Source organism: Streptomyces sp. NPDC056628, assembly GCF_042792555.1.
Taxonomy (GTDB): Bacteria; Actinomycetota; Actinomycetes; order Streptomycetales; family Streptomycetaceae; genus Streptomyces.
Genome location: NZ_JBHTWG010000038.1, coordinates 26,544 through 49,995 on the forward strand (window position 1 = coordinate 26,544; position 23,452 = coordinate 49,995).

The 23,452-nt window shown below is 71.5% G+C and carries 19 protein-coding genes and 4 pseudogenes; 15 read left to right on the forward strand and 8 right to left on the reverse strand.

The window, feature by feature from the left end; translation table 11 throughout:
* Positions 1-89: 89 nt before the first annotated feature.
* The 4 genes from ACFRAC_RS30930 to ACFRAC_RS30945 all read left to right on the forward strand — a co-directional run bounded on the left by ACFRAC_RS30930 (position 90) and on the right by ACFRAC_RS30945 (position 4,164).
* Entirely contained in the window at positions 90-809 is a 720-nt protein-coding gene (locus tag ACFRAC_RS30930; protein WP_382935529.1) for a TetR/AcrR family transcriptional regulator, read from the forward strand.
* Between the two features lie 125 nt (positions 810-934).
* Entirely contained in the window at positions 935-2,077 is a 1,143-nt protein-coding gene (locus tag ACFRAC_RS30935) for an FAD-dependent oxidoreductase (RefSeq protein ID WP_382935533.1), read from the forward strand.
* Between the two features lie 30 nt (positions 2,078-2,107).
* A complete protein-coding gene (locus ACFRAC_RS30940; RefSeq protein WP_382935535.1) occupies positions 2,108-3,097 on the forward strand; it encodes an aminoglycoside phosphotransferase family protein in 990 nt (329 codons plus the stop codon).
* 44 nt (positions 3,098-3,141) lie between these two features.
* Complete coding sequence (locus ACFRAC_RS30945) at positions 3,142-4,164, forward strand: LLM class flavin-dependent oxidoreductase (RefSeq protein ID WP_382935537.1); 1,023 nt, start codon at positions 3,142-3,144, stop codon at positions 4,162-4,164.
* Positions 4,165-4,474: 310 nt separating this feature from the next.
* Here ACFRAC_RS30945 and ACFRAC_RS30950 read toward each other — a convergent pair whose 3' ends face one another.
* Both ACFRAC_RS30950 and ACFRAC_RS30955 read right to left on the reverse strand, forming a co-directional pair.
* Entirely contained in the window at positions 4,475-5,545 is a 1,071-nt protein-coding gene (locus tag ACFRAC_RS30950; protein ID WP_382935539.1) for a CU044_5270 family protein, read from the reverse strand.
* Positions 5,542-6,177, reverse strand: a complete 636-nt coding sequence (locus tag ACFRAC_RS30955; RefSeq protein WP_382935541.1) for an RNA polymerase sigma factor — start codon at positions 6,175-6,177, stop codon at positions 5,542-5,544. Before ACFRAC_RS30955 ends, ACFRAC_RS30950 begins: the two co-directional genes overlap by 4 nt.
* A gap of 593 nt (positions 6,178-6,770) precedes the next feature.
* Here ACFRAC_RS30955 and ACFRAC_RS30960 point away from each other — a divergent pair.
* From ACFRAC_RS30960 to ACFRAC_RS30970, 3 genes are all read left to right on the forward strand, one after another.
* Positions 6,771-7,982 carry an MFS transporter gene (locus ACFRAC_RS30960; RefSeq protein WP_382935544.1) on the forward strand — a complete coding sequence of 404 codons (1,212 nt, stop codon included), beginning with the start codon at positions 6,771-6,773 and terminating at the stop codon, positions 7,980-7,982.
* 180 nt (positions 7,983-8,162) lie between these two features.
* The gene (locus tag ACFRAC_RS30965) at positions 8,163-9,590 is read left to right on the forward strand and encodes a cytochrome ubiquinol oxidase subunit I (protein ID WP_382935548.1); all 1,428 of its coding nucleotides are present in this window, start codon (positions 8,163-8,165) and stop codon (positions 9,588-9,590) included.
* Positions 9,591-10,586, forward strand: coding sequence for a cytochrome d ubiquinol oxidase subunit II (locus ACFRAC_RS30970; protein WP_382935551.1), 996 nt, complete (start codon positions 9,591-9,593; stop codon positions 10,584-10,586).
* 16 nt (positions 10,587-10,602) lie between these two features.
* Here ACFRAC_RS30970 and ACFRAC_RS30975 read toward each other — a convergent pair.
* Together ACFRAC_RS30975 and ACFRAC_RS30980 are read right to left on the reverse strand one after the other, a co-directional pair.
* A pseudogene (locus ACFRAC_RS30975) lies at positions 10,603-10,752 on the reverse strand (zinc-dependent alcohol dehydrogenase); the annotation flags it as partial.
* A gap of 43 nt (positions 10,753-10,795) precedes the next feature.
* Positions 10,796-11,701, reverse strand: coding sequence for a universal stress protein (locus tag ACFRAC_RS30980; protein WP_382935553.1), 906 nt, complete (start codon positions 11,699-11,701; stop codon positions 10,796-10,798).
* A 160-nt stretch (positions 11,702-11,861) separates the two neighbouring features.
* Between ACFRAC_RS30980 and ACFRAC_RS30985 the strand changes: the two genes are divergently transcribed.
* On the forward strand, positions 11,862-12,437 hold the full coding sequence (locus ACFRAC_RS30985) for a hypothetical protein (protein WP_382935555.1): 576 nt from the start codon (positions 11,862-11,864) through the stop codon (positions 12,435-12,437).
* A gap of 80 nt (positions 12,438-12,517) precedes the next feature.
* Here the strand turns inward: ACFRAC_RS30985 and ACFRAC_RS30990 are convergent, their stop codons facing one another.
* Together ACFRAC_RS30990 and ACFRAC_RS30995 are read right to left on the reverse strand one after the other, a co-directional pair.
* Positions 12,518-12,760, reverse strand: a complete 243-nt coding sequence (locus tag ACFRAC_RS30990) for a hypothetical protein (protein ID WP_382935558.1) — start codon at positions 12,758-12,760, stop codon at positions 12,518-12,520.
* Positions 12,757-13,767 (reverse strand): RNA polymerase subunit sigma-70, encoded by a 1,011-nt coding sequence (locus tag ACFRAC_RS30995; RefSeq protein WP_382935561.1) that lies wholly within the window; start codon positions 13,765-13,767, stop codon positions 12,757-12,759. Before ACFRAC_RS30995 ends, ACFRAC_RS30990 begins: the two co-directional genes overlap by 4 nt.
* A 133-nt stretch (positions 13,768-13,900) precedes the next feature.
* On the opposite strand from ACFRAC_RS30995, the pseudogene ACFRAC_RS31000 reads away from it, so the two are divergent.
* Positions 13,901-14,346, forward strand: a pseudogene (locus ACFRAC_RS31000) (lipoate--protein ligase family protein); the annotation flags it as partial.
* Positions 14,347-14,544: 198 nt separating this feature from the next.
* Here ACFRAC_RS31000 and ACFRAC_RS31005 read toward each other — a convergent pair.
* Positions 14,545-15,996, reverse strand: coding sequence for a PucR family transcriptional regulator (locus tag ACFRAC_RS31005; RefSeq protein ID WP_382935564.1), 1,452 nt, complete (start codon positions 15,994-15,996; stop codon positions 14,545-14,547).
* A 103-nt stretch (positions 15,997-16,099) separates the two neighbouring features.
* On the opposite strand from ACFRAC_RS31005, the gene ACFRAC_RS31010 reads away from it, so the two are divergent.
* The 6 genes and pseudogenes from ACFRAC_RS31010 to ACFRAC_RS31035 all read left to right on the forward strand — a co-directional run.
* On the forward strand, positions 16,100-17,635 hold the full coding sequence (locus ACFRAC_RS31010) for a purine-cytosine permease family protein (RefSeq protein ID WP_382935567.1): 1,536 nt from the start codon (positions 16,100-16,102) through the stop codon (positions 17,633-17,635).
* Between the two features lie 78 nt (positions 17,636-17,713).
* Positions 17,714-18,115 carry a YybH family protein gene (locus ACFRAC_RS31015; RefSeq protein ID WP_382935570.1) on the forward strand — a complete coding sequence of 134 codons (402 nt, stop codon included), beginning with the start codon at positions 17,714-17,716 and terminating at the stop codon, positions 18,113-18,115.
* A 16-nt stretch (positions 18,116-18,131) separates the two neighbouring features.
* Positions 18,132-19,571 (forward strand): gamma-aminobutyraldehyde dehydrogenase, encoded by a 1,440-nt coding sequence (locus tag ACFRAC_RS31020; protein WP_382935573.1) that lies wholly within the window; start codon positions 18,132-18,134, stop codon positions 19,569-19,571.
* Between the two features lie 470 nt (positions 19,572-20,041).
* A pseudogene (locus ACFRAC_RS31025) lies at positions 20,042-20,182 on the forward strand (IS701 family transposase); the annotation flags it as partial.
* 329 nt (positions 20,183-20,511) lie between these two features.
* Positions 20,512-21,576, forward strand: a complete 1,065-nt coding sequence (locus tag ACFRAC_RS31030; protein ID WP_382935576.1) for a biotin/lipoate A/B protein ligase family protein — start codon at positions 20,512-20,514, stop codon at positions 21,574-21,576.
* A gap of 63 nt (positions 21,577-21,639) precedes the next feature.
* Positions 21,640-21,997 (forward strand): annotated as a pseudogene (locus ACFRAC_RS31035) (biotin/lipoate A/B protein ligase family protein); the annotation flags it as partial.
* A gap of 22 nt (positions 21,998-22,019) precedes the next feature.
* On the opposite strand, the gene ACFRAC_RS31040 reads toward ACFRAC_RS31035, so the two are convergent.
* Positions 22,020-23,441 (reverse strand): sugar porter family MFS transporter, encoded by a 1,422-nt coding sequence (locus tag ACFRAC_RS31040; protein ID WP_382935582.1) that lies wholly within the window; start codon positions 23,439-23,441, stop codon positions 22,020-22,022.
* Positions 23,442-23,452 lie beyond the last annotated feature (11 nt).

The window sequence follows — 23,452 nt, forward strand, 5'->3', positions numbered from 1 at the left end:
GGCGATGTTGGGGTCGGGCGCCCCCCGCGGGGCGGGGCCGCCCCCCCGACCCGGGAGAGGGGACGAACACGTTCGTTAGCATCGGCGTCATGGTTGCGAGAAAAGACCCGGTCAGCCGCCGCGAGCGGCCCGCCAAGCCCGCTCTGTCCCGGCGGGTGATCGTCGAGACGGCCGTGGCGCTCATGCGGACCGAGGGGCTGGAGAAGGTCACGATGCGCCGTCTGGCGCAGGAACTGGACACCGGCGCGGCCTCGCTCTACGTCTATGTGGCCCACACCGCCGAGCTCCACGCGGCCGTGCTGGACACCCTCCTGGGCGAGGTCGAACTGACGGGTGCGGACGCCGGGGACGACTGGCGGGAGCAGCTGCGGGCCGTCGTCACCTCGTACACCCTCGTGCTGTTCGCGCACCCCCAGCTCGCCCGGTCCGCGCTTGTGGCCCGGCCCAGCGGGGAGAACTACCTGCGGCTGGTCGACCGCTTGCTGGACCTGCTGTCGCGCAGCGGGGCCTCCCGGGCGCAGGTCGCCTGGGGCGTGGACAAGGTGCTCCAGGACGCCACCGCCACGGCGGCCGAGCACTCCGCCCAGGACCGTGCCCCGGCTGCCGCGGACGACTGGAACGCCGCCGTCGCCGCGCTGCGCGCCGCCAATGAGGACACCCACCCGGCGATCGCCGCCCATATGCCCGAGCTGATCAGCGGCTCCGCCCGGGAACGGCTGCGCTGGGGCTTCGACGTGATCGTCAACGGGATCACGCACACTCCTGTCCCCGGTTCCGTCTCCGAGGGCGACGGTCCGGCCGCCGGCTGACCCCTTCCCGCGCACGAGCCAGCCTGCGCCGTCGGAGTGCCGGTGCGGTCGCAGGACGAACTTGTTCGTTACGAACGCGTTCGTTACGATGCGAAGGTGCGCACCCACACTCACCGGAGGCGACCTTGACCATCCCCCACCACCCCATCGCGATCATCGGCGGCGGTCTCGGCGGTCTCGTCGCCGCCCGCGTCCTGCACACCCACGGCATCGAGGCAGCCGTCTTCGACCTGGAGGAGGGGCCCGGGGCCCGGACGCAGGGCGGCATGCTCGACATCCACGAGGAGAGCGGGCAGGAGGCGCTGCGGGCGGCCGGTCTGTACGAGGCGTTCCGGGCGATCGTCCACCCCGGGGGCCAAGCCCTGCGCCTGGCCGGTTCCGACGGCACCGTTCTCCTGGACACCGCGGACGACGGCTCCGGTGGCCGCCCCGAGGTCGACCGCGGTGATCTGCGCGACCTGCTGCTGGCCTCCCTGCCCGACGGCATGATCCGGTGGGGCCGCAAGGCCACCGGTGCGCGTCCCCTCGGCGACGGCCGCCACGAGGTCACCTTCGCCGACGGCTCGACCATCACCACCGGACTGCTGATAGGCGCGGACGGCGCCTGGTCACGGATCCGCCCCCTCCTCTCCGCCGCCCGGCCCGCCTACACCGGCATCTCCTTCGTCGAGACCGACTTGCACGACGCCGACACCCGGCACCCGCGCGCCGCCGCCCTCGTCGGCGGTGGCTTCTTCATGTGCCTCGGTGACGAACGCGGCATCCTCGCCCACCGCGAGACCGACGGCAGCCTCCACGTCTACACGGCGGTCAAGGCGCACGAGGACTGGCTCGGCACCATCGACTTCACCGACCTCGCCCTCGCGAAGAAGGCCGTCCTCGCCCACCTCGAAGGCTGGCACGAGGACCTGCGCGGCCTGATCGCCGAAGCGCGGACCGCCACCCCGCGCCACATCCACGCCCTGCCCGTCGAACACCGCTGGGACCGCACCACCGGGGTGACGCTCCTGGGCGACGCCGCCCACCTCATGTCCCCGTTCGCCGGCGAGGGCGCCAACCTCGCCCTTCAGGACGGCGCCGAACTGGCCCTCGCCCTCGCCGCGCACCCCGGCGACGCGGAGACCGCCCTCGCCCGCTACGAGGCGGCGCTCTTCCCCCGCAGCCGTGCGGCCGCCGCCGAGTCCGCCGACAACATGCGGGCCATGTTCGCCCCGGACGGCCTCCAGCGGATGGCCGGGTTCTTCGCCTCCCACCCGGACGCGGCCTGATCCCGGGCTCCGCCCCGGTAGGGTCGCCGGATGCGCCAGTTCGCGGAGGATGAGGCCCTGGCGGAGGTCGTGCGGGAAGCACGGGGAACGGCGGTTCGCGTCGTCAGGGTCGAGCGGTTGCGCGGCGGAAGCAAGAAGGGCGTGTACCGCGTCCACACGGACGGACCGCGGCCGGAGCGAGTGATCGTCTACAGCTGGGCCGAGGCCGAGAACTTCTGGCCCGGTGCGGACGGCGTGGACGCGGCCCACCCCTTCGCCCCGGCCTCCGGCCTCGTTCCCTTCCTGGCCGCTCAGCGCACGCTGGACGGCCTCGGCGTCCGGGCCCCGGCCGTCCTCCTCGCCGACGACAGCCGAACCCGGTATCCGGCGGACGTGGCGGTCGTCGAGGACGTCGCCGGGGGCACGCTGGAAGCGCTGCTGAGGGCGGATCCCGTACGGGCGTCGGATGCCATGACCGAGCTGGCGGCCATGCTCGACGTGATGCACCGGCAGCGCAGTGCGCCGCACGGCCGCGTGGACGTACTCGAACGCGGCGACCTGGCGAGCGGGGAGTCGTGCCAGGGGCTGGTGCTGGAGCGGGCTCTCGGCGATCTCGCGGAGGCGGCCGGCCGGGACGCGAGGATCGGTTCCGCCGCGGCCCGCTTGCAGGACCGCCTGCGGGAGCTGGCCGCGCGGGTGGCTCCGCGCGGCGAGCACGGGCTGATCCACGGCGAGCTCGGGCCCGACCATGTCCTCGTCGACGCCGCCGGGCACCCCGTCCTCATCGACATCGAGGGGCTGATGTACTTCGACGTCGAGTGGGAGCACGTGTTCCTGAAGCTGCGCTTCGGCGAACGGTACCGGGCCCTGTCCCGTCCCGGACTCGATCCGGCCCGACTCGACCTGTACACCCTCGCGATGCACCTGTCCCTCGTGGCCGGCCCGCTGCGTCTCCTCGACGGCGACTTCCCGCACCGCACCGTCATGCGGCAGATCGCGGAGCACAACGCGGACGAAGCGCTCGCCCTGCTGCCCCGCTGAGCAGGGGCGGGAATCGAATGGAGCGTCCGGGCGCTGGGTGAGGTGTGAAGAAAATCGGCTTCCTCTCCTTCGGTCACTGGTCGCCCGGGGAGTATTCCCAGACCCGGACGGCCGCGGACATGCTGCGCCAGTCGATCGACCTCGCGGTCGCCGCCGAGGAGATCGGCGTGGACGGCGCGTACTTCCGGGTGCATCACTTCGCCCGGCAGGCGTCCAGCCCGTTCCCGCTGCTCGCGGCGATCGGGGCACGGACCTCGACGATCGAGATCGGCACCGGCGTGATCGACATGCGCTACGAGAATCCGCTCTACATGGCGGAGGACGCGGGCGCCGCCGACCTCATCGCGGGCGGCCGGCTGCAGCTGGGCATCAGCCGGGGTTCACCGGAACAGGTCATCGACGGCTGGCGCCTGTTCGGGCACGAGCCGGCCGCCGGTGAGACGGGCGCCGACATGGCACGCCGCCGCACCGAGGAGTTCCTCAAGGTCCTCGACGGCGAGGGGTTCGCCCAGCCCAACCCCCGGCCGATGTTCCCCAACCCGCCCGGTCTGCTGCGCGTCGAGCCGCACTCGGAGGGCCTGCGCGACCGGATCTGGTGGGGCTCCGGGTCGAACGCGACCGCGGTCTGGGCCGGCGAGCTCGGGATGAACCTGCAGAGCTCGACACTGAAGGACGACGAGACGGGCGAACCGCTGCACGTCCAGCAGCGCAAGCAGATCGAGGCGTACCGGGAGGCCTACCGGAAGGCGGGCCACACACGGGAGCCCCGGGTGTCGGTCAGCCGCAGTATCTTCGCCCTGACCGACGACCTCGACCGGGCCTACTTCGGGCGTGACAGGCGGTCCCGCGACCAGATCGGCATGATCGACGACACGACCCGGGCCATCTTCGGGCGGTCGTACGCCGGGGAGCCGGACGAACTGGTGAAGCTCCTGCGGGACGACGAGGCGATCCAGGCCGCCGACACCCTGCTGCTGACGATCCCGAACCAGCTGGGAGTCGACTACAACACGCACGTGCTGGAGAGCATCCTCACGCACGTGGCACCCGAACTCGGCTGGCGCTGAACACACCCGACCCGTGACCGGGCGCTCCGGTCACGGGTCGCACCGTGGGGCCGTGCGTGTGTGACGCCCACCCCCTTCGCCCGGGGCGAGATCAGCGGTCTGCTCACCCGGCTCGCGATGGCCCCCGGGGCCACGATCGTGCCCCGGGACGGGCGCCCTCTTCTTCCACGAGGAGGAGCGCCGCCCTCTCCCTGCCGCCCTCCAGGACGGCGCGGTCGTCATCGCGCCGACCGCGGACGCCTTTCAGGCCGCGTTGTTGGCGTGCTGACGCGCCGCGAAGCGGGGCGGCGGCCAGGGCCCTCCCTGGCGATCAGCTCGCCGCTCCGGGGACCTGCTTGTTGGCGTCGACGACGGCACGCTGGGTGATCGCGCTGGTGAAGGTGACGGTGCCCACCTCGAACGGGCTGTCCTCCACGGCCTTGACCACGACGATGCGTTCCCCGAGAAACCGCAGCGTCTTCTTGTCGAAGATCCACTCGGTGCGCTCTCCGGCGGTGCCGTCCTCCCGGGCGATGGCGACGCCGTGCCGGCCCGTGGCGTCGACCGCGTCCTCCACCATGACCACTCCGGGGATCTTGGCGGCGGCCTTGTAGAGGGCCGCGCTGACGCCGGCGGGCGGGTAGCTCTCGGTCAGCAGATCCCCGATGGCGACGAACGCGGCCTGGTCGCGCGGCACTTCGTGGTCGCGGGTGGCGTCCGACTGGCGGTAGATGCGCCGCAGCAGCGCGTCGGGGTCGGTCGGCAGCGTGGCGAGGACGTCGTAGGCCCCGCTCATCCCCACCTTTCCGGCGAGGGCGATGCCCTCGCCGCCCGTCTGGCCGGGCTCGATCAGCCAGCCGTCCTTGCCGTCGAGGGAGTTCCAGACCTGCCGGGGGTGCAGTTCCTCGCTGACCACCGTGGTCGTGTCGCCGACGGTCCTGGGGTAGGTGCTGGCCACCTTCGACGCGATGTAGATGTACTGGCCCTTGCGCGGCGTGGGCGTGGAGGTGTCGGCGGCCGCCAGGGAGATCCGGTCGAGGAGCCGGGGGGCTCCCTTGGCGTCGGCGGCGCCGACGGTCGTGGTCAGAGCCGGGCCGGTGGCCAGCGTGGTCGTGCCGCCGTCCGCGGCGCCGCCGCGGAGGGCGAAACCGCCCGCGACCGCACCGGCCAGCGCCAGGGCCGCCGCGGGCAGCAGGACCGTACGGCGCAGGAACGGGTTGGGGCGCCGCCTCGGGGGCTCGGGGCGGGTGGTGGTGCGCAGGTCTTCGTGGATCCGGGCCATCAACTGCTCCTTGTGGAACTGGTGGCGGCCCGCCGGCAGATCCCGCTCGACACAGGGCTGCAGGCTCCGCGTCTCCGTCCACTCAGCCGGGTGAGGCTGGTGGGAGGGGCTGGCGTTCATCGGTTTCCTTCCTGTGCGGACCGGACCGCGTATCCGCGGTCATCCTGTATCTGCCGGTTTGCGGGGATGGGTTCCCTTTTTCCGCGGAGCAGTTGCGCGTCGGTGAGCCGGCGCAGCTTGCCTCGGGCGCGGGACAGGCGGGAGCGGACCGTCCCGACCGGGATCTTGAGGACGCGTGCCACTTCGGCGTACGCCATCCCCTCGTGCAGGCACAGGGTCAGCACTTCTCGCTCGGGACGCTTGAGCAGGCTCAGGGCGGTCAGCGTGGCGTGGAGCGTGCGCCGGTCGTCCACCCGTCCGGCGATCACCTCGGCGTGATCCTCGACGTCCTCCATCGCGGCCGCGGCGGCGTTCGCCGCGGCGCGGTAGCGGCGGTCGCTGCGATGGTGGGAGCGCGCCACGTTGGTGGCGATGCCGAGCAACCACGGCCGCAGCGTGCCCCCTTCGGCCTCGACCGTGTCCCTGCGCCGCCACGCCTCCATGAACGTCGTCGCCATGACGTCCTCGGCCGTCGACCAGTCGGCGGTCAGGCGGAAGGCGTGGTTGTACACCGCGCGGGCGCACTCGTCGAAAAGTTCCGCGAAGGCATCCGGATCCCCGTTGCGCACCCGCGCTCGTCTCTCTGTGGTCACGACTTGAACTGTCGGCTCGTGCGGTGGAGTTCCCATGACCTGCGTCACATCCGAATGACGGGAGCCGGTGTCCCGCCGGGTGTCGTGAGGCCGCGGCGCGTGAACGGCCGTCGCCTTGGCACGCCGCCCGTTCCCGCGCGGCCCGTCGCCGCTCTGCACGTCCGCCTCCCCGTCGCCGGCATTGTTCACCACAGCGGTGCCGACGGCGGCAGGCGGAACCGAGCCGGGGGCGTGCGGCGTCGCAGCCACCACGAACGATCACGTCGTCGCCGGGATCCTGCGGATCACCCGGCGCGCCGGACGTCCCGTCCTCGGTTCCGCGTTCCTGGCGTGCGCGGGCGCTTACCCGGCGGTGTGGCCGAGGAGGTGCCGGACGGTGATCGTCGCGGCGGCGGACTCGCCGGCGACTCCGTCCGTCCGTGCGAAGTCGCCGTCCGCCGGGCCGCCGACGCGGAAGCACCCGCTCGGCCGGGTCGCCCTCTTCCGGCGCGCGCGGCGGAATGCGAGTGCCGGCCGCCTATGGTGAGCTGATCACGTCGAGCCGGCTCGTGCGCGGGAGGCCGCCGCGCCCCGGCGACCCAGGGAAGGGCGGAATGACGGAACCCAGGAAGCGGGAATTCCCTTGGTACGTCGTCGCGGCCGTGGTGTTCGCCGTGGGCATGGCCGGCACCACGCTGCCCACGCCGCTGTACGGGCTCTACCGCGAGGAGATCGGCTTCTCGCAGTTCATGATCACCGTGATCTTCGCCGTGTACGCCGTCGGGGTCATCGTCGCCCTGCTGCTGGCGGGCAACTTCTCCGACGTGCTGGGCCGCCGGCCGGTGCTCTTCGCCTCGCTCGTGCTGTCGGCCCTGTCCGCGCTCTGTTTCCTCTTCCAGGGCGGGCTTCCCCTGCTGTTCGCGGGCCGGGTGTTCTCGGGGTTCGCGGCCGGGCTGCTCAGCGGCGCCGCCACCGCGGCCGTCACCGAGCTGGCCCGCCCCGACGAGCGGGCGCGAGCCGCGTTCGCGGCCACCGCGGCGAACATGGGCGGGCTCGGGTGCGGGCCGCTGCTGGCCGGAGTCCTGGCCGAGTACGCCCCCCACCCCCTGCGGCTGCCCTTCCTGGTCCACCTCGGGATGCTGGCCGTCGCCATGGTCCTGGTGGCGGCGCTGCCCGAGTCCGTGCACCGCCCGGTCCCGCGTCCGCCGCTGCGCCCCGAGGGCATGGTGGTGCCGCCGCAGACGCGGTCCGTCTTCGTGCCCGCCGGGCTGGCGTCCTTCGCCGGCTTCTCGGTCCTGGGCCTGTTCACCGCTGTGGCCCCGTCGTTCGCCGCGCAGTACCTGGGCGTCGACAACCTGGCGGTGGCCGGGGCGATCGTCCTGGCGGTGTTCCTGGCGTCCACCGCCGGGCAACTTCTGAACCGCGCCGGTCCGGGCCGCGCCCTGCCGCTGGGCTGCGCCATCCTGATCGTCGGTCTCGTCCTCATCGGCGCCTCCCTGCTGGCGGAGTCCCTGGGGGTGCTGGTGGCGGGCGCGGTCGTCGCCGGGATCGGGCAGGGGATGTCGTTCCGCGCCTCGGTCGCCGGGGTCGCGCGGGCCGCCCCCGCCGAGCGGCGCGGGGCGACGATCTCCGCCCTCTTCGTGGCCGCCTACGTCGGCATCTCGCTGCCCGTGGTCGGCATCGGCGCCCTCTCCGTCCCCCTCGGGCTGCGGAGCGCCGGTCTGGTCTTCGTGGGCTGCGTCATCCTCGTCGCCGCCGCGGTGACGGTCCATCTCGTGCGGCGCAGCGACCTCACGACCTCGCGGACCGACACCGCCCGGCGGTGACGCGTGCGTACGTGCGGGGTGAGGCGCGGGCCGTGGCCTAGCATGACCGACGTACCAAAAGTGACATTTCGGTCATCGGGGTGATGGCGAGCACACGGAGAAGAACGGCTGAGCACCACCCTCCCCTCCCCCACGGTGCCGCCGCCCCCGCGCACCCGCGAGTCCGGACGAAAAGACACGATGCTCACACTCGACGCGGTCCTGCAGGGTCTCGCCACCGCTGCGGACGAGCCCGCCCAATTACTCCCCGCCCGCCAGCAGATGGCCTTCACGCTGGGCTTCCACATCATCCTGGTCCCGTTCGGCGTCGCCCTGACCAGTCTCACGCTCATCGCCCACCACCGGGGGCTGCGGCACGACGACTCCACCGCCCTGCTGCTGGCCCGGCGCTGGTCGAAGGCGGCGGCCGTCCTGTTCGCCGTCGGCGCGGTCACCGGCACCGTCCTCACCTTCGAACTGGGCGTTCTGTGGCCCGGCTTGATGGGCACCTACGGGTCCGCGTTCGGGTTCCCGTTCTCCGTCGAGGGCCTGTTCTTCTTCCTCGAGGCGATCTTCGTCTCGATCTACATCTACGGCTGGGACCGGCTGCCCCCGTGGGCCCACTTCTGGACCGGCGTCCCCGTGCCCCTGGCCGGGATCGGCGGCACCGCCTCCGTCGTCGCCGCGAACAGCTGGATGAACCAGCCCGGCGGCATCACGATGCGCGACGGGAAGGTCGTCGACGTGGAACCGGCCAAGGTGTTCTTCAACGGCGCGTTCTGGGGCGAGACGATTCACATGCTGCTGGCCGCGTACATCGTGGCGGGCTTCACCGTCGGCGGCGTGTACGCGGCTGGTCTGCTGCGGGGGCGCGACAACCACTACCACCGGACCGGGTTCCTCGTCGGCTTCGTCACGGCAGCCTGCCTCATGCCGGTCCAGCTGCTCGTGGGCGACACGATCGCCCGTGACGTCTTCAACGACGAACCGGCCAAGTTCGCCGCGATCGAGATGGTGCCCACCACCGACGACCACGTGCCCGAGACACTGGGCGGCGTCCTGATCGACGGCGAGGTCCGCTACGGCTGGCAGATCCCCGACCTCGGCTCGATCCTGGCCGACTTCTCGCCGTCCACGACGATCAAGGGACTCGACGCGATCCCCGCCGCCGTACGGCCCGACGACCGCACGGTGAGCGTCGTCCATCTCGCCTTCGACGTCATGGTCGGCACGGCCGGCGTGCTGACCCTGCTGGCGGCGTGGTTCGCCTGGCTCTGGTACCGGCACCGGCGCGTCCCACGGAACCGCTGGTTCCTGCGCGCCGCCGCCGTCAGCGGCGCCGTCGCCGTGCTCTGCCTGGAGAGCGGATGGGTCGTCACCGAGGTGGGACGGCAGCCCTGGACCGTCGTGGGCCTGCTGCTGACCCGCGACGCGGTGACCACCGAAGGCAACATCTGGGCGCTGTTCGCCTGCGTACTGGCGCTGTACTGCGCGGTCGGCACGGCGGCGATCTGGGTGCTGCGCTCCATGCGGCGGCGCTGGCGCGCGGAAGGGGACGCCAGCGTCACCGTTCCCTACGGCCCGGCGCCCGAGCCCGTGGCCGTCCGACCGGGACCGAAGGAGCAGTAGATGCAGGACACCGTCGCCGTCCTCCTGTTCGTCGGCGTGGTCGCCTACGCCCTGCTCGGCGGGGCCGACTTCGGGGCCGGGTTCTGGGACCTCACCGCCGGGGGCGCCGACCGCGGCCGCCGCCCCCGGCAGCTGATCGACGCCTCCATCGGGCCCGTGTGGGAGGCGAACCACACCTGGCTGATCTACTGCATGGTCATCCTGTGGTCCGGCTTTCCCACCGCGTTCACCGCCATCACCACGACGCTGTATCTGCCCCTGGTGTGCGCCGCCCTCGGCATCGTGCTGCGCGGAGCCGGTTTCGCGTTCCGTCACAACGCCCTGCGTACACCCGAGCAGCGGCTGTACGGGGCGGTATTCGCGCTGTCCAGCGTCCTCACGCCGTACAGCTTCGGCGCGATCGCCGGTGCCATCGCCTCGGGCCGGGTTCCGACCGGCGGCAACGGCAACGCGCTGACGAGCTGGAACCAGCCGACCTCCCACCTGGGCGGCGTCCTGGCCGTCGTGGTGTGCGCCTACCTGGCCGCCGTGTACCTGCACGTGGAGGCGCGGCGCGCGAACGATCCCACCCTGGCCCGGTACTTCCGCGACCGGGGTCTCGCCGCGGCCGCCGCGGCCGGGGCGGTGTCCGTGGCCGGCATCTTCGTCCTGCACGCCGACGCCGAGCGGCTGTTCCACGACCTCAGCCATGTCGCGCTGCCGCTCGTCATCGGGGCCGCGGTGTGCGGCGTGGCCTGCATCCTCCTGCTGCTCACCCACCGCACGCTCCTTCTGCGGCAGACGGCGGCCGCGGCCGTGGCGCTGGTGGTGTGCGGGTGGGGTGTCGCCCAGTACCCGTATCTGCTGGGCACCCACTTCACGATCGACGAAGGCGCCTCCCCCCGGGCCACGTTGCAGGTGCTGATCGTCGTGGCCTGCGTCGCCGGGGTCACGGTCCTCCCCTCCCTCGTCCTGCTGTTCCGGCTCGCGGGCCGGGGACGCCTCACCCTCCGCTAGCCAGGACTTCGCGGGCTCAGTCCTCGGCGTGCGGCTCGAACACGATGCGGGCCGTGACCTGGCCGCGCAGCACCTCGTCGATGCAGTCGTTCACGGCGGCGAGCGGCCGGGTCTCCCGGATGACCCGCGTACGGCCCTCGGCGTGCAACGGGAAGACCTCGGCGACGACCGCTGCTTTCATGGTGTCCTGTCCCTCGATGCCGGCCGGGTCAGTCGTGGGCGACGACGGCGACGGGGGCGGTGGCGTGATGCATGACCGCGTGGGTGACCGCTCCGATGTGGACGCCGAACGGGTTGCGGCGCACCCGGCGCCCCACGACGACGAGGGAGGCGTCGAGGGCCGCGTCGATGAGGTGGTTCGCGGGGCTGCCGAGCCGGGACGCCTCGGTCACCTCGACGTCCGGGTACTTCTCCCGCCACGGCAGCAGCACCTCGGTGAGCGCGGCGGCCCGCTCGCGGATCATCCCCTCGCGGGGGTCGACGCCGGCGGCCAGGCTGTAGACGTAGGACGGCGGCAGGTTCCAGCCCGCGACGACGGTCAGGGTGGCCTCGCGGCGCCGGGCCTCCTCGAACGCGAACGAGATGACCGTCCCGTCGGGGCTTCCGGTGTCCAGGCCCAGGACCACGGGCCGGAAGGCGGTGGCGGCGGACGGTATGCCGACAGGGTCCTTGACGTGTTCGTCGGCGGCCTGTTCGCCCGCCCGGACGAGCACCACCGGCACCTCGGCGCGGGCCACCACCGACTGGCCGACGGACCCGACCAGGAAGCCCGCGAGGCCGCTCAGCGCCCGCGAGCCCAGCACCAGCAGTTCCGCGTCCCGAGCGGTTTCGAGCAGCACGTCCGCGGGTGCTCCGGGCCACTGTTCGGTGGTCACCTCGACCCCGGGGTGCCGTAGCCGCAGCCCCTCGGCGGCGCTCCGGGGGATCCGCTCGGTCCAGTGCTGCTGCGTCTCGGTACTGAGGATCGGGGCCTGTGCCATGGGGTCGGGAATCGGCTGCCACACGTGGAGCAGCCGTACCGGCGCCCTGCGGAGCGTCGCTTCGCGGGCCGCCCACTCGGTGGCTGCCCGGCTCTCCCCCGAACCGTCGAGTCCCACGGTGATCGTGCGGGCCATGCCGATCTCCTCCTCGGTCCGCTGTCCTGCTTCCACCCTGTCTTCAGGCGGCAACGCGGGACAGGGGCCTGTGGTCCCGGGGCGGGGCCGATGGTCCCTTACGGCGGACGGGGTAGGGGCCGGGCCCTCGGACCGCACCGGGCCACGGTTGAATGGGCGGATGGATGAGACCGCCGCACTGCGACTCCGTCAGGCCGTTCGGCGTATCGCGGACCGCACCCGCGACCGTGCCGCCACCGGGGTGGGCCCGGAGGAGGCCGACGAGGTGGCCGGGACGTTCGGCACGGACGGCGCGCTCGGCTTCGACCCGTTCCCGTTCCTGCGGGCACTGCACGAGGCCGGTTCCCGGGCGGTGGTCGTCGGCCAGGTGGCCGGCATCCTGCACGGCTCGACGGAGCTGACGGGCGACCTGGACCTGCTGTGGGACGGCACACCCGGGCAGGCGGACGCCCTGCGCCGGGCGCTGACCGCCTCGGGCTGCACGGACCTGCCCGAACTGGGCCGCCCGCAGGTGCTCTACCGTGTGACCGGAGCGAGCGGCGACCTCTGCACGCCCGCCCTGCCGTGGGGCGCCATGGACGTGACACCCTGCCTCGACCGGGCGGTGGTCACGTACGACCCGGCGGGCTTCGCCATCACCTACGCCGGCCTGGACGACCTGATCGCCATGCGGCGGTTCCTCGGCCGCCCCAAGGACCGGCGTCGCGCGGCCGAACTCGAGGGCCTGCGCGCCTGAGACTTCACCGCTCGCGAGGGCGAGACGGCCACCCCTCGTGGACCCGGGTCGGCAGCTCCATCCGGCGACGGCCCTCCGCCTCACTGAGCGGTGCCCGCAGCTCCGCGTCGGCTCGCCCGGCCGGCGTCGCGCACCGCTCCACCGTCTCCCCGCCCGCCCATGTCACCCGGTCGCGCGGGCCGGGGGCGCGGACACAGGCCGGCGTCCTCCGGGCAGTTGGCCAGGAGGACCACGTCCTTCGCGTGGAAGCCCGGGCGGCGCAGCGGATCCGCCTGCGCGACCGCCGCGGCCGACACCGTGGACTCCTTCTGCCTGCCGGTCACCGGGACCGTTCCGTACCGTCCGCCGCGAGGCGGTCCGGCAGTCCGAGGTGCGGGAACTGGTCGCCGTCGAAGATGGTGATCTCCGTGATCGCCCCGCCCGTGATGCGCAGGACGTCGATCGTCAGCGGCAGGTAGGCGTTCTCCCGCTCCCGCCAGAGGTAGTAGGCGACGGCGGGCTGGCGGTTCACGGCCGTGGGGAGGGGGCGCAGGCCCTTCATGCCCTCGTAGCCGTCCTCGATCCAGCTGTTCACGACCGCGTCGCGGCCGACGGACAGGCCAGGCGTGGGCGGCATCGAGCATCGGACGTCGTCCCGGAGCATCGCGGTGAGCGCCGGGATGTCCGTGGCCACGCTGGCGTCGGTGAAGCGGCGCACCAGTTCGCGGGTCCCGGCGTCCTCCTCGCCGCCGGTCCAGTCCTGGCGCTCGGCGGGCAGGTGCTCCCGCAGACCGGCGCGGGCCCGCTGCAGGGCGCTGTTGACGGAGTGCACCGAGTCGCCCAGGAACTCCGCGACCTCCTTGGCCGGCCAGCCCAGCACGTCCCGCAGGATCAGCACGGCCCGGGGGCGCGGCGCGAGGTGCTGGACGGCGACCAGGTAGGCCAGCTCGATCGTCTCGCGGGCGACGGCGACCGCTTCCGGCTCGTCGGCGCCGTCCGCGGACAGTTCGTCGAGGAGGCGGTCCGGGTAGGGCTGCAGCCAGGGCACCTCACCGCGGGTCGCCGGTTCCGGGCGGCACTTGGCGAGCAGGTCGAGGCAGGCGTTGGTGGCGATCCGGTACAGCCACGCTCGGAACGTCGACCGTCCCTCGTAGGTCTCCCGGCGGCGCCAGGCACGGAGGAACGTCTCCTGCACGGTGTCCTCGGCGTCCTCGAACGAACCGAGCATCCGGTAGCAGTGCACGTGCAGCTCCCGCCGGTGCCGCTCCGCCAGGCCCGCGAACGCCGGCTCCTCGATCTCGCCCAGCCCGTGGGGGGTCTGGTCCTTCTCCAGCCGGGTGTCGGCACTCATCGTGTCGTCCTTCCGCCTCGTCGTGTCCCGTCGTACGTGTGACGGGCGCGGGCACGAAAACTCATCACCGGGGTGGTCGGTGTCGCGGGGCGTCCCCGCCGAATCCACCTTGCCGAGAAGGGATGGCGACATCGTGCACGGTGAGTACAAGGTTCCCGGCGGCAAGTTCGTGGTGGTGGACGTCGCGGTGGCGGACGGGGTGCTGCGGCACCCGCAGGTCGCCGGTGATTTCTTCCTGGAGCCGGACAAGGCGCTCCACGCGGTCAATCGGGCTCTCGACGGCGCCCCCGCCGACACCGACGCAGCCGGTCTGGCGAGCCGCATCGACCGGCCCTGCCCGAGGGCACGGTCATGTACGGGCTGACCTCGGAGGCCATCGGCATCGCGGTGCGCAGGGCGCTCGCGCACGCCACGGGCTGGACCGACTACGACTGGCAGCTGATCTACGACGGCCCGCAGAGCCCGGGGCTGCACATGGCCCTCGACGAGATGCTCACCGCGGAGGTCGCCGCCGGACGCCGCCCGCCGACGCTGCGGGTCTGGGAGTGGGCCGCACCGGCGGTGATCATCGGCAGTTTCCCGTGGGTTCACGGAAACCGAAGTCTCCTCAGTGTCTGGCTCTTCCACTCGGCGAAAGGGCGGACGGTAGGGGTCCGGCAGGGGAGCGGAGGACGCGCCAGGGATGTTGGCGCGCAGGTCTCCGTCGAGGCCGGCCAGGGTCGCATCCTTCCCTCATCAGTCTCCCAGCTCTGCCCTTCCGGCCTGCCCCGAACGTGCTCAGTCGGTCAGGCCCAGCGCCCCCGCTGCCTGAATCGCCAGCCAGACCTCGGCCAGGGCCCCCGTCGACGTCAGATCACGGTCGGCGAGAGCACCGAAACGGCGCAGCCGGTAGGCGAGGGTGTTGGGGTGTATGTGGAGCGCCGCCGCGGCCGTCTCGGTGCGGCGATCGCGCTCCATCCAGGTGCGGGCGGAGACCAGCAGCTGCGAGTCATGGGTTTCGTCGTAGCGCAGGACCGCACCAAGCACGTACTCGACCAGCGCGGTCAGGGCAGCGGGGTCGTCGGGCAGCCACCGGCCCGCCGAGTCGTCGCCGTATCGGACGACGGAGCGACCCGACTCCACGGCCTTGGCGACCGCCCAGAGCGCCTCGCGCTGAGCGACCTTCAGCGCGGCGCCCGGCAGGAAGGTGCGGCTGACCCCGGCTGCCCCGGCCTGAAGCTCACCGACGGCCACCGCCAGCTCCGACGGCCCCAGGACGTAGCGGTCCTCACCTCGGGTGAGCAGCAGATGGGGTCGGTCCCGCAGACAGGACAGCAGCGCCTCGTCGGTGGTGTGGCGCACTACGAGGAGTACGGTGTCGCCCTCGATCGCGTGCCGGGCGAGCCGGCGGCGCGCCACCTCCGGGTCGAGCACCTCCTGCAGTAGTTCGGCCAGTGTCTCCGCGCCCTCGCGGCGCAGCGTCTCGCGCTCGTTGCGTACCATCGCCAGCCGCAGCGCCGCCACCGTGGCGATGTGCTGGACGACGGCGAGTCCCGCGGGCTGGGCGCCCTGACGCTCGCATGCGACCAGAAAGCCCGCCGGGCCGCCGGGCGCGGGCACCGGGAGGACGAATCCGCCGGGGATCGTCGGCGGGGCGTCGGTGGAAACGGGCAGGACGGCGGGATCCGGCACGGGAACGCCGGGCAGGAGCGGGTGGCCCTGCGGTGTGCAGAGATAGACGTCGTAACCCGACAGGGCTTCGAGACGGCGCAGAAGTGTGGGCGTGTCGAGATCCTCGGCGACCAGCCAGCGCAGCGCGCCGAAGACCTGGAGCTGCGCGCCCAGCCGGTGCCGGGCGTCCTCCTGGGCCGCGGCCGCGACTTCCTGGGCGACCGCGATGAACGGGACGGCGAGCGGTACTTCGAGAACCGGGAAGCCCCGCTCCTCCGCCGCCTGGAAGAACGCATCGTGCAGCGGGGGCATGTGCAGCTGCGCGGAGAGGGCGAGAGCGGATACCCCGGCGTCGTCCAGCCGCTCCAGGTAGGCGCGCTGTCCGGCCGCGGTACGGGGGACCGCCAGGCCCGCCGTCATGATCACCTCGGCGCCCAGGAGCCAGGGCGTGGGATCGGCAAGCTCGCTGGCGTGCGCCCAGGAGACGGACCGGTCCAGACCGGCGCTGCCGGCCTTCACGGACAGCTGGAGCGCCGGGAAGGAGAGCAGATCGCCGACGGTGAGTTTGTCGCTTGCCACACAAAACAGCGTACGGCTCTGTGGCAGACACAATTGTCGCTGGTCAATCGCGGGCCGCACACTGTGCACCGTCGCCTGTGCATGACCGGAAGATGGAGCACCCATGACGGCCTCGATAACCGAGATAGAGACCTATGGTGTCGAGCGGATCCCGGACAAGGACCGTTCAGCCCGTCCGATCGATCTGTTCCGGCTCGCCTTCGGCGGTGCCAACACTTTCGCGACCTGTGTGCTGGGCGCCTTCCCGATCCTGTTCGGCCTCTCCTTCTGGCAGGGTCTCGCGGCGACCGTCCTCGGTCTCGTGGCAGGTGCGCTCCTGCTGGCCCCGATGGCGCTGTTCGGCCCCGCCAACGGCACGAACAACGCTGTCTCCTCCTCCGCGCACCTGGGCGTGCACGGCCGGGTCGTCGGCTCGTTCCTCTCCCTGCTCACCGCCATCGCGTTCTTCTCGATCTCGGTGTGGTCCTCGGGGGACGCGCTCGTCGGCGGCGCGCACCGGCTCGCCCACGTCCCGGAGTCGGACCTGACCTACGGCATCGCGTACGCGATCTTCGCCGGGCTGGTCCTGGTCGTCTGCATCTACGGATTCCGGTTCATGCTGCTGGTCAACAAGATCGCGGTGCTGGCGGCGTCGGCCCTCTTCGTGCTCGGCGCGTTCGCCTTCGTGGGCGACTTCGACCCCGGTTACGCAGGAGCCTTCGCCTCCACGGCCGACCCGCTGTTCTGGCCTTCGTTCATCGGCTCCGCGCTGATCGTGCTCTCCAACCCGGTCTCCTTCGGCGCGTTCCTCGGTGACTGGTCCCGCTACATCCCGGCCGGGGCGCCGCGCCGCCGGGTGATGGGGGCCGCGTTCCTCGCCCAGATCGCCACCCTGCTGCCGTTCCTCTTCGGTCTGGCCACCGCGTCGATCATCGCGGCGAAGGCCGAGAAGTACGTCGACCCTGCCGCCCCCAACTACGTGGGCGGACTGCTCGCGATCTCACCCGGCTGGTACTTCCTGCCGCTCTGCCTGATCGCCCTGATCGGCGGCCTCTCCACCGGCACGACGTCCCTGTACGGCACGGGGCTCGACTTCTCCAGCGTCTTCACTCGCTTCAGCCGCGTCCAGGCCACCTTCTTCATCGGTGCCCTGTCCATCGCGTTCATCTTCGCCGGCCGCTTCGCGCTCAACCTCGCGCAGTCCATCTCCACCTTCGCCACGCTGATCATCACCTGCACCGCGCCGTGGATGATCGTCATGACGCTCGGCTATGTCACCCGGCGCGGCTGGTACGACGCGGAGGCTCTGCAGGTCTTCAACCGCCGTCAGCGCGGCGGCCGCTACTGGTTCACGCACGGCTGGAACTGGCGCGGCATGTCCACCTGGCTGGTCTCCGCCGTCGTGGCACTTCTCTTCACCAACCTGCCCGGCCAGTTCGTCGGCCCGCTCGGCGATCTCGCGGGCGGCACCGACATCTCGCTGCCGGTCGGCCTCGCCCTCGCCATCGTGCTCTACCTCGCCCTGCTCGCTGTGTTCCCCGAACCGCGCGCCGTGTACGGACCGGCCGGGCCCCGATTCGTGCGGGCGTCGGATGCCCCGGTGCCGCCGATCACCGGTGACACCGGGGAGACCGTCACCGAGCCCGCCGTGGCCCGGTGAGGCCCCGCCGTCACCTACGCAACCGAACGCCTCGCGTTCCGGCCTCGACCGCCGAACGCCCGTGACCAGGAGCCGTGCATGAGCACCACCACCGTCCAGGAGGTCCGGACCGCTGCGGACGCGCTTGTCGCCGCCTTCGCCGAGGGCCGTCTCGACGACTACTTCGGCGCCTTCGCCCCGGACGCGACCTTCGTCTTCCACACCACCCCGCAGAGGCTCGGCTCCACGGCCGAGTACCGGGCGCTGTGGCAGCAGTGGGTGGAACAGGACGGCTTCCGGATCCTGGGCTGCACTTCGTCCGCACAGCTGATCCAGCACTTCGGCGACACGGCCGTCTTCAGCCATGACGTCGAGACCCGGGTCGCCACCCACACCGGCGAGGAGACGGTCCACGAACGCGAAACCATCGTCTTCACCCGCGCCGACGACGGCCGCTGGGTCGCCGTCCACGAGCACCTGTCCGCCCGTACCGCCACCTGAGCAGGGGATACGTTCCATGAGCACCACCTTCCGCAACTACATCGACGGTGCGTTCGCGGACGCCTCGGACGGCCGCACGCTCGATGTGGTGGACCCCACCACCGGTGAGGTCTACGCGACGTCCCCGCTCTCGGGGACCTCGGACGTGGACGCCGCGATGGCGGCCGCGGCCTCGGCGTTCCCCCTCTGGCGTGACACCACACCGTCCGTACGGCAGCGCGTACTGCTGAAGATCGCCGACGCGATGGAGGCACGGGCCGACGAACTGGTCGCCGTGGAGAGCCAGGACACCGGCAAGCCGCTCCACCTCACCCGCAGTGAGGAGCTCGCCCCCGCGATCGACCAGATCCGCTTCTTCGCGGGCGCGGCGCGCATGCTGGAGGGCCGCTCGGCCGGCGAGTACATGGAGGGAATGACCTCTGTCGTCCGCCGCGAGCCGGTCGGTGTGTGTGCCCAGGTCGCGCCATGGAACTACCCTCTGCTGATGGCGGTGTGGAAGTTCGCCCCGGCGCTCGCGGCGGGCAACGCCGTGGTCCTCAAGCCGTCGGACACCACCCCGGCCTCCACCGTTCTGATCGCCGAGATCATCGGCGGTGTCCTGGAGGAGCTGGCACTGCCCCGCGGAATCTTCAACGTGGTCTGCGGCGACCGTGAGACCGGCCGCCTGATGGTGGAGCACCCGACCCCCGCGATGGCGTCCATCACCGGTTCGGTACGCGCCGGCATCCAGGTCGCCCAGAGCGCCTCGAAAGACGTCAAGCGGGTCCACCTGGAACTCGGAGGCAAGGCCCCGGCCGTGGTCTTCGAGGACGCCGATCTGGCGAAGGCGGTCGAGGACCTGGTGATCGGCGGCTTCTTCAACGCCGGGCAGGACTGCACGGCCGCCACCCGCGTCCTGGTCCACGAGTCGGTCCACGACGAATTCGTCGCCGCCCTCGCCAAGGCCGCGGCCGATACCAGGACCGGACTGCCGGACGACGAGGGCGTGCTCTACGGGCCGCTGAACAACGCGGGCCAGCTCGCCCAGGTCAGCGGCTTCATCGAGCGCCTTCCCGAACACGCCAGGATCGAGGCGGGTGGCCACCGGGTCGGCGAGCAGGGCTACTTCTACGCCCCGACCGTGGTCTCCGGCCTCCGGCAGGACGACGAGATCATCCAGAACGAGGTGTTCGGCCCGGTCATCACCGTCCAGTCCTTCACGGACGAGGCCCAGGCCGTGCGGTACGCCAACGGCGTCGACTACGCGCTGGCCTCCTCGGTGTGGACCAAGGACCACGCGCGGGCGATGCGGATGTCGAAGAACCTCGACTTCGGCTGTGTGTGGATCAACACCCACATGGCCCTCGTCGCCGAGATGCCGCACGGCGGGTTCAAGAAGTCCGGCTATGGCAAAGACCTCTCCGCATACGGCTTCGAGGACTACACCCGGATCAAGCACGTCATGACGTCGCTCTGAGGTCCGGCAACTCGTCGGCCGCCCCGGTCTGTCCCGGGGCGGCCGAGGGCTCCACACCACCGACCCCGACACCCGGCAGCTCCTCGCCCGCCTCATGCCCGGCACCGGATCGGGCGGTTGTCCCGGACACCGGGCGGCCCATGTCCCGTTCCGTTCGTGTCCGCCCATCGTGGGCGCCGACACCGGCCCATGCTGCCCAAGGACGGGAAAAGGCAGCCCTCCGCGGGAATCCGCTGACGAAATGCTGCCCCGGCGTGGCGGTAAGGACGCCATAGAACTCGGGCGCGGTTGCCCCGGTCTGACATCCACGAGTGACTGTGAGGATGGCGGTGGCACCCCGAGGGGTCTGACCCTCCGTCTGACCGACGCACGCTGTCCTTGTTGATGATTTGTCGGCCACCTCGGGCGGTGCCGTTCGGCGCGCCACCGGTCGGGCGTGTGTGACCTCATAGCTTGGTCAGAGGCCACTCGGGCTGTTGTCGAAGGCGGAGCGGAAGAACTGCTGGCAGATGGCCGAGCAGGCTGGTCCGGCCCGGCCGGGGCCGATGCAGAGGCTGCCGCGCCGCGCACGCTGGGACGTCGACGCCGTCCGCGACGATGTCCGCGCCTACGCCGTCGAAGTCCACCGGTCCGCACCCCCCAGCCCGCAACAGCGGACCGACCTCCTTGACCGTCCCGGAAATCCGCCACCTGTTCACCGTCGTCTTCGGCCCTCCGACCGTGATCCCTGCCAGGCTGCCGCACTGGTCAATCTGGCGCAGACGCCACCAGGCAACAGCCCGACACAGCGACTACCGACGACGATCCGCCGACGAACCTGCTGGATGGACCACGGAACCGCACTGGAGTATGGAGTGCAATCCGAAAGATGTACGCATCTGACCGAATGCCAGAGCGGCAGGCTCAGGGTACGTACAGCGCGCTGGAAGGAAGCGAAGCCGTGCATGGCGAGTACAAGGTGCCCGGCGGCAAGCTGGTCGTCGTGGATCTGGATGTCGAGGACGGTGTCCTGCGCAATGTGCGAGTCGCCGGGGACTTCTTCCTGGAACCGGACGAAGCGATCCTCTCGATCAACACAGCCCTTGAGGGTTCCCCCTCATCGACGGACGCCGCAGGGCTGGCCGCCCGGATCACGGCGGCGCTGCCGGAGTCGACCGTGATGTTCGGGCTGACAGCAGAGGGCGTCGGCATCGCCGTCCGGCGCGCTCTGGCCCACGCGACCGAGTGGAGCGACTACGACTGGCGGCTGGTGCACACGGAGCCGCAGGCACCGGCCCTGCACATGGCGCTGGACGAGGTGATCACCGCCGAGGTGGCCGCCGGGCGGCGAGCCCCGACCCTACGGGTATGGGAGTGGGCCTCGCCTTCCGTGGTGATCGGCAGCTTCCAGTCCCTGCGGAACGAGGTGGACCCCGAAGGGGCCGCGAAGCACGGTATGACCGTGGTGCGCCGTATTTCCGGTGGTGGGGCCATGTTCGTAGAGCCCATGAGTACGATCACGTACTCCCTGTCCGTGCCGGAGTCCCTGGTCTCGGGCCTCTCCTTCGCAGACAGCTACGCCTACCTCGACGACTGGGTGCTCGGCGCCCTCGGCGACATGGGCATCAAGGCCTGGTACCAGCCCCTGAACGACATCGCCACCGAGGCCGGCAAGATCGCCGGTGCGGCCCAGAAGCGCGTGGTCGGCCCTGATGGCGGTCCTGGAGCCGTCCTCCATCACGTGACGATGTCCTACGACATCGACGCCGACAAGATGCTCGAGGTGCTCCGCATCGGCAAGGAGAAGATCTCCGACAAGGGCACCAAGAGCGCCAAGAAGCGTGTCGACCCGCTCCGCCGGCAGACGGGCCTCGCGCGGGAGCAGGTCATCGAGCACATGGTCGCCTCCTTCCGTAACCGCTACGGGCTGACCACTGGCGACGTCACGGCGGAAGAGATGGCCCGCGCGGAGGAACTGGTGCGGACGAAGTTCGCGACCGAGGAGTGGACCGCGCGCGTGCCGTGAACGCCGCGCCCTGCCGGGTGCCGCCTCGCACCCGGCGGGGCTGCTGGAGGCGCTCGGCGAGATGGGGATCACGCCGGCGCCACGCAGAAGCGTCTCGTGGGGCCCGACGGCGGGCCCGGGGCCGTCCTGCGGCCACGTGACCATGGCCTACGGCATCGACGCCGACAAGATGCTCGAAGTGCCGCGCACCGGCCGGGAGAAGATGTCGGACAAGGGCACGAAGAGCGCGAAGAAGCGGGTGGACCCGCTGCGCCGGCAGACCGGTCTGCCCCGGCACGAGGTCATCGCCGGGATGGTCGACTCCTTCCGGCGCCGCTACGGCCTCACCGACGGCAAGGTGACGGACGCCGAGCTCGCCCGGGCGCAGGAGCTTGTACGCGACAAGTTCTCCTCGCCCGAGTGGACGGCCCGCGTGCCCTGACGGCGCCGGGGAGCGCGGGCCGTCAGCCCATCTCCTCCAGTTTCTTGCCCTTGGTCTCCTTGACGAACTTCAGCACGAAGGGGATCGAGAGCGCGGCGAAGGCCGTGTAGATCAGGTAGGTGGCCGACAGGTTCCAGTCGGCCAGGGACGGGAAGCTCGCGGTGATGGCCCAGTTGGCGATCCACTGCGCGGCCGCGGCCACGCCCAGGGCGGCGGCGCGCAGCCGGTTGGGGAACATCTCGCCCAGGAGGACCCACACGACCACGCCCCACGACAGGGCGAAGAACAGCACGAACACATGGGCGGCGATCAGCGCGACCCAGCCCTGGGTGGCGGGCAGCTTGCCGTCGACCAGGTCGTAGGAGAACGCCCACGCCTCCAGGCCGAGGCCGACGACCATGCCGACGGAGCCGATCAGCGCGAGCGGTTTGCGGCCGATCCGGTCGACGAAGATGATCGCGATGACCGTGCCGACGATGTTGATGATCGACGTCGTGAACGAGTAGAGGAACGAGTCCGCCGGGTCGACGCCGACCGACTGCCACAGCGTGGACGAGTAGTAGAAGGCCACGTTGATGCCGACGAACTGCTGGAAGGCCGACAGCCCGATGCCGATCCACACGATCGGCTTGAAGAGGAACGAGCCGCCCAGCAGATCCTTGAACGACGACTTGTGCTCGGACCTCATCGCCGCCTCGATCTCGGAGATCCGGGCGTCGAAGTCGACGTCCTCTCCCTCGACCTCCGCCAGGATGCGCCGGGCGCGCTCCCGCTTGCCGACCGAGATCAGGAAGCGGGGCGACTCGGGGATCGCGAAGGACAGCAGGCCGTACAGGACGGCCGGGACCACCATGACGCCGAGCATGACCTGCCATGCCTCCAGCCCCATCAGCCGGCCGCGCTGGTCGCCTCCCGCGGCGTTGAGCAGACCCCAGTTGACCAGCTGGGACGTCGCGATGCCTACGACGATCGCGGCCTGCTGGAAGGAGCCGAGACGCCCGCGGTAGGCGGGCGGGGCCACCTCGGCGATGTAGGCCGGGCCGATCACGGACGCCATGCCGATCGCGAAGCCGCCCACGATCCGCCAGAAGGCGAAGTCCCACAGCGCGAACGGCAGCGCCGAGCCGACGGCGCTGAGCGTGAACAGCACGGCGGCGATCTGCATGCAGCGGATACGCCCGATGCGGTCGGCGATCCGGCCCGCGGTCGCCGCGCCGACGGCGCAGCCGATCAGCGCGATCGCGATGACCTGGGCCAGTGCGGCCGAGCCGATGTCGTAGCGGTCCCGGATGGCCTCCACGGCACCGTTGATCACAGAGCTGTCGTAGCCGAACAGGAAGCCGCCCATCGCGGCCGCGGCCGCGATGAAGATGACGTGCCCGAGATGTTCGGGATGAGCCGTGGAGGCTCCTGACCGGGGTGATGGGGACGCGGTGCTGGACACGTGAACTCCTC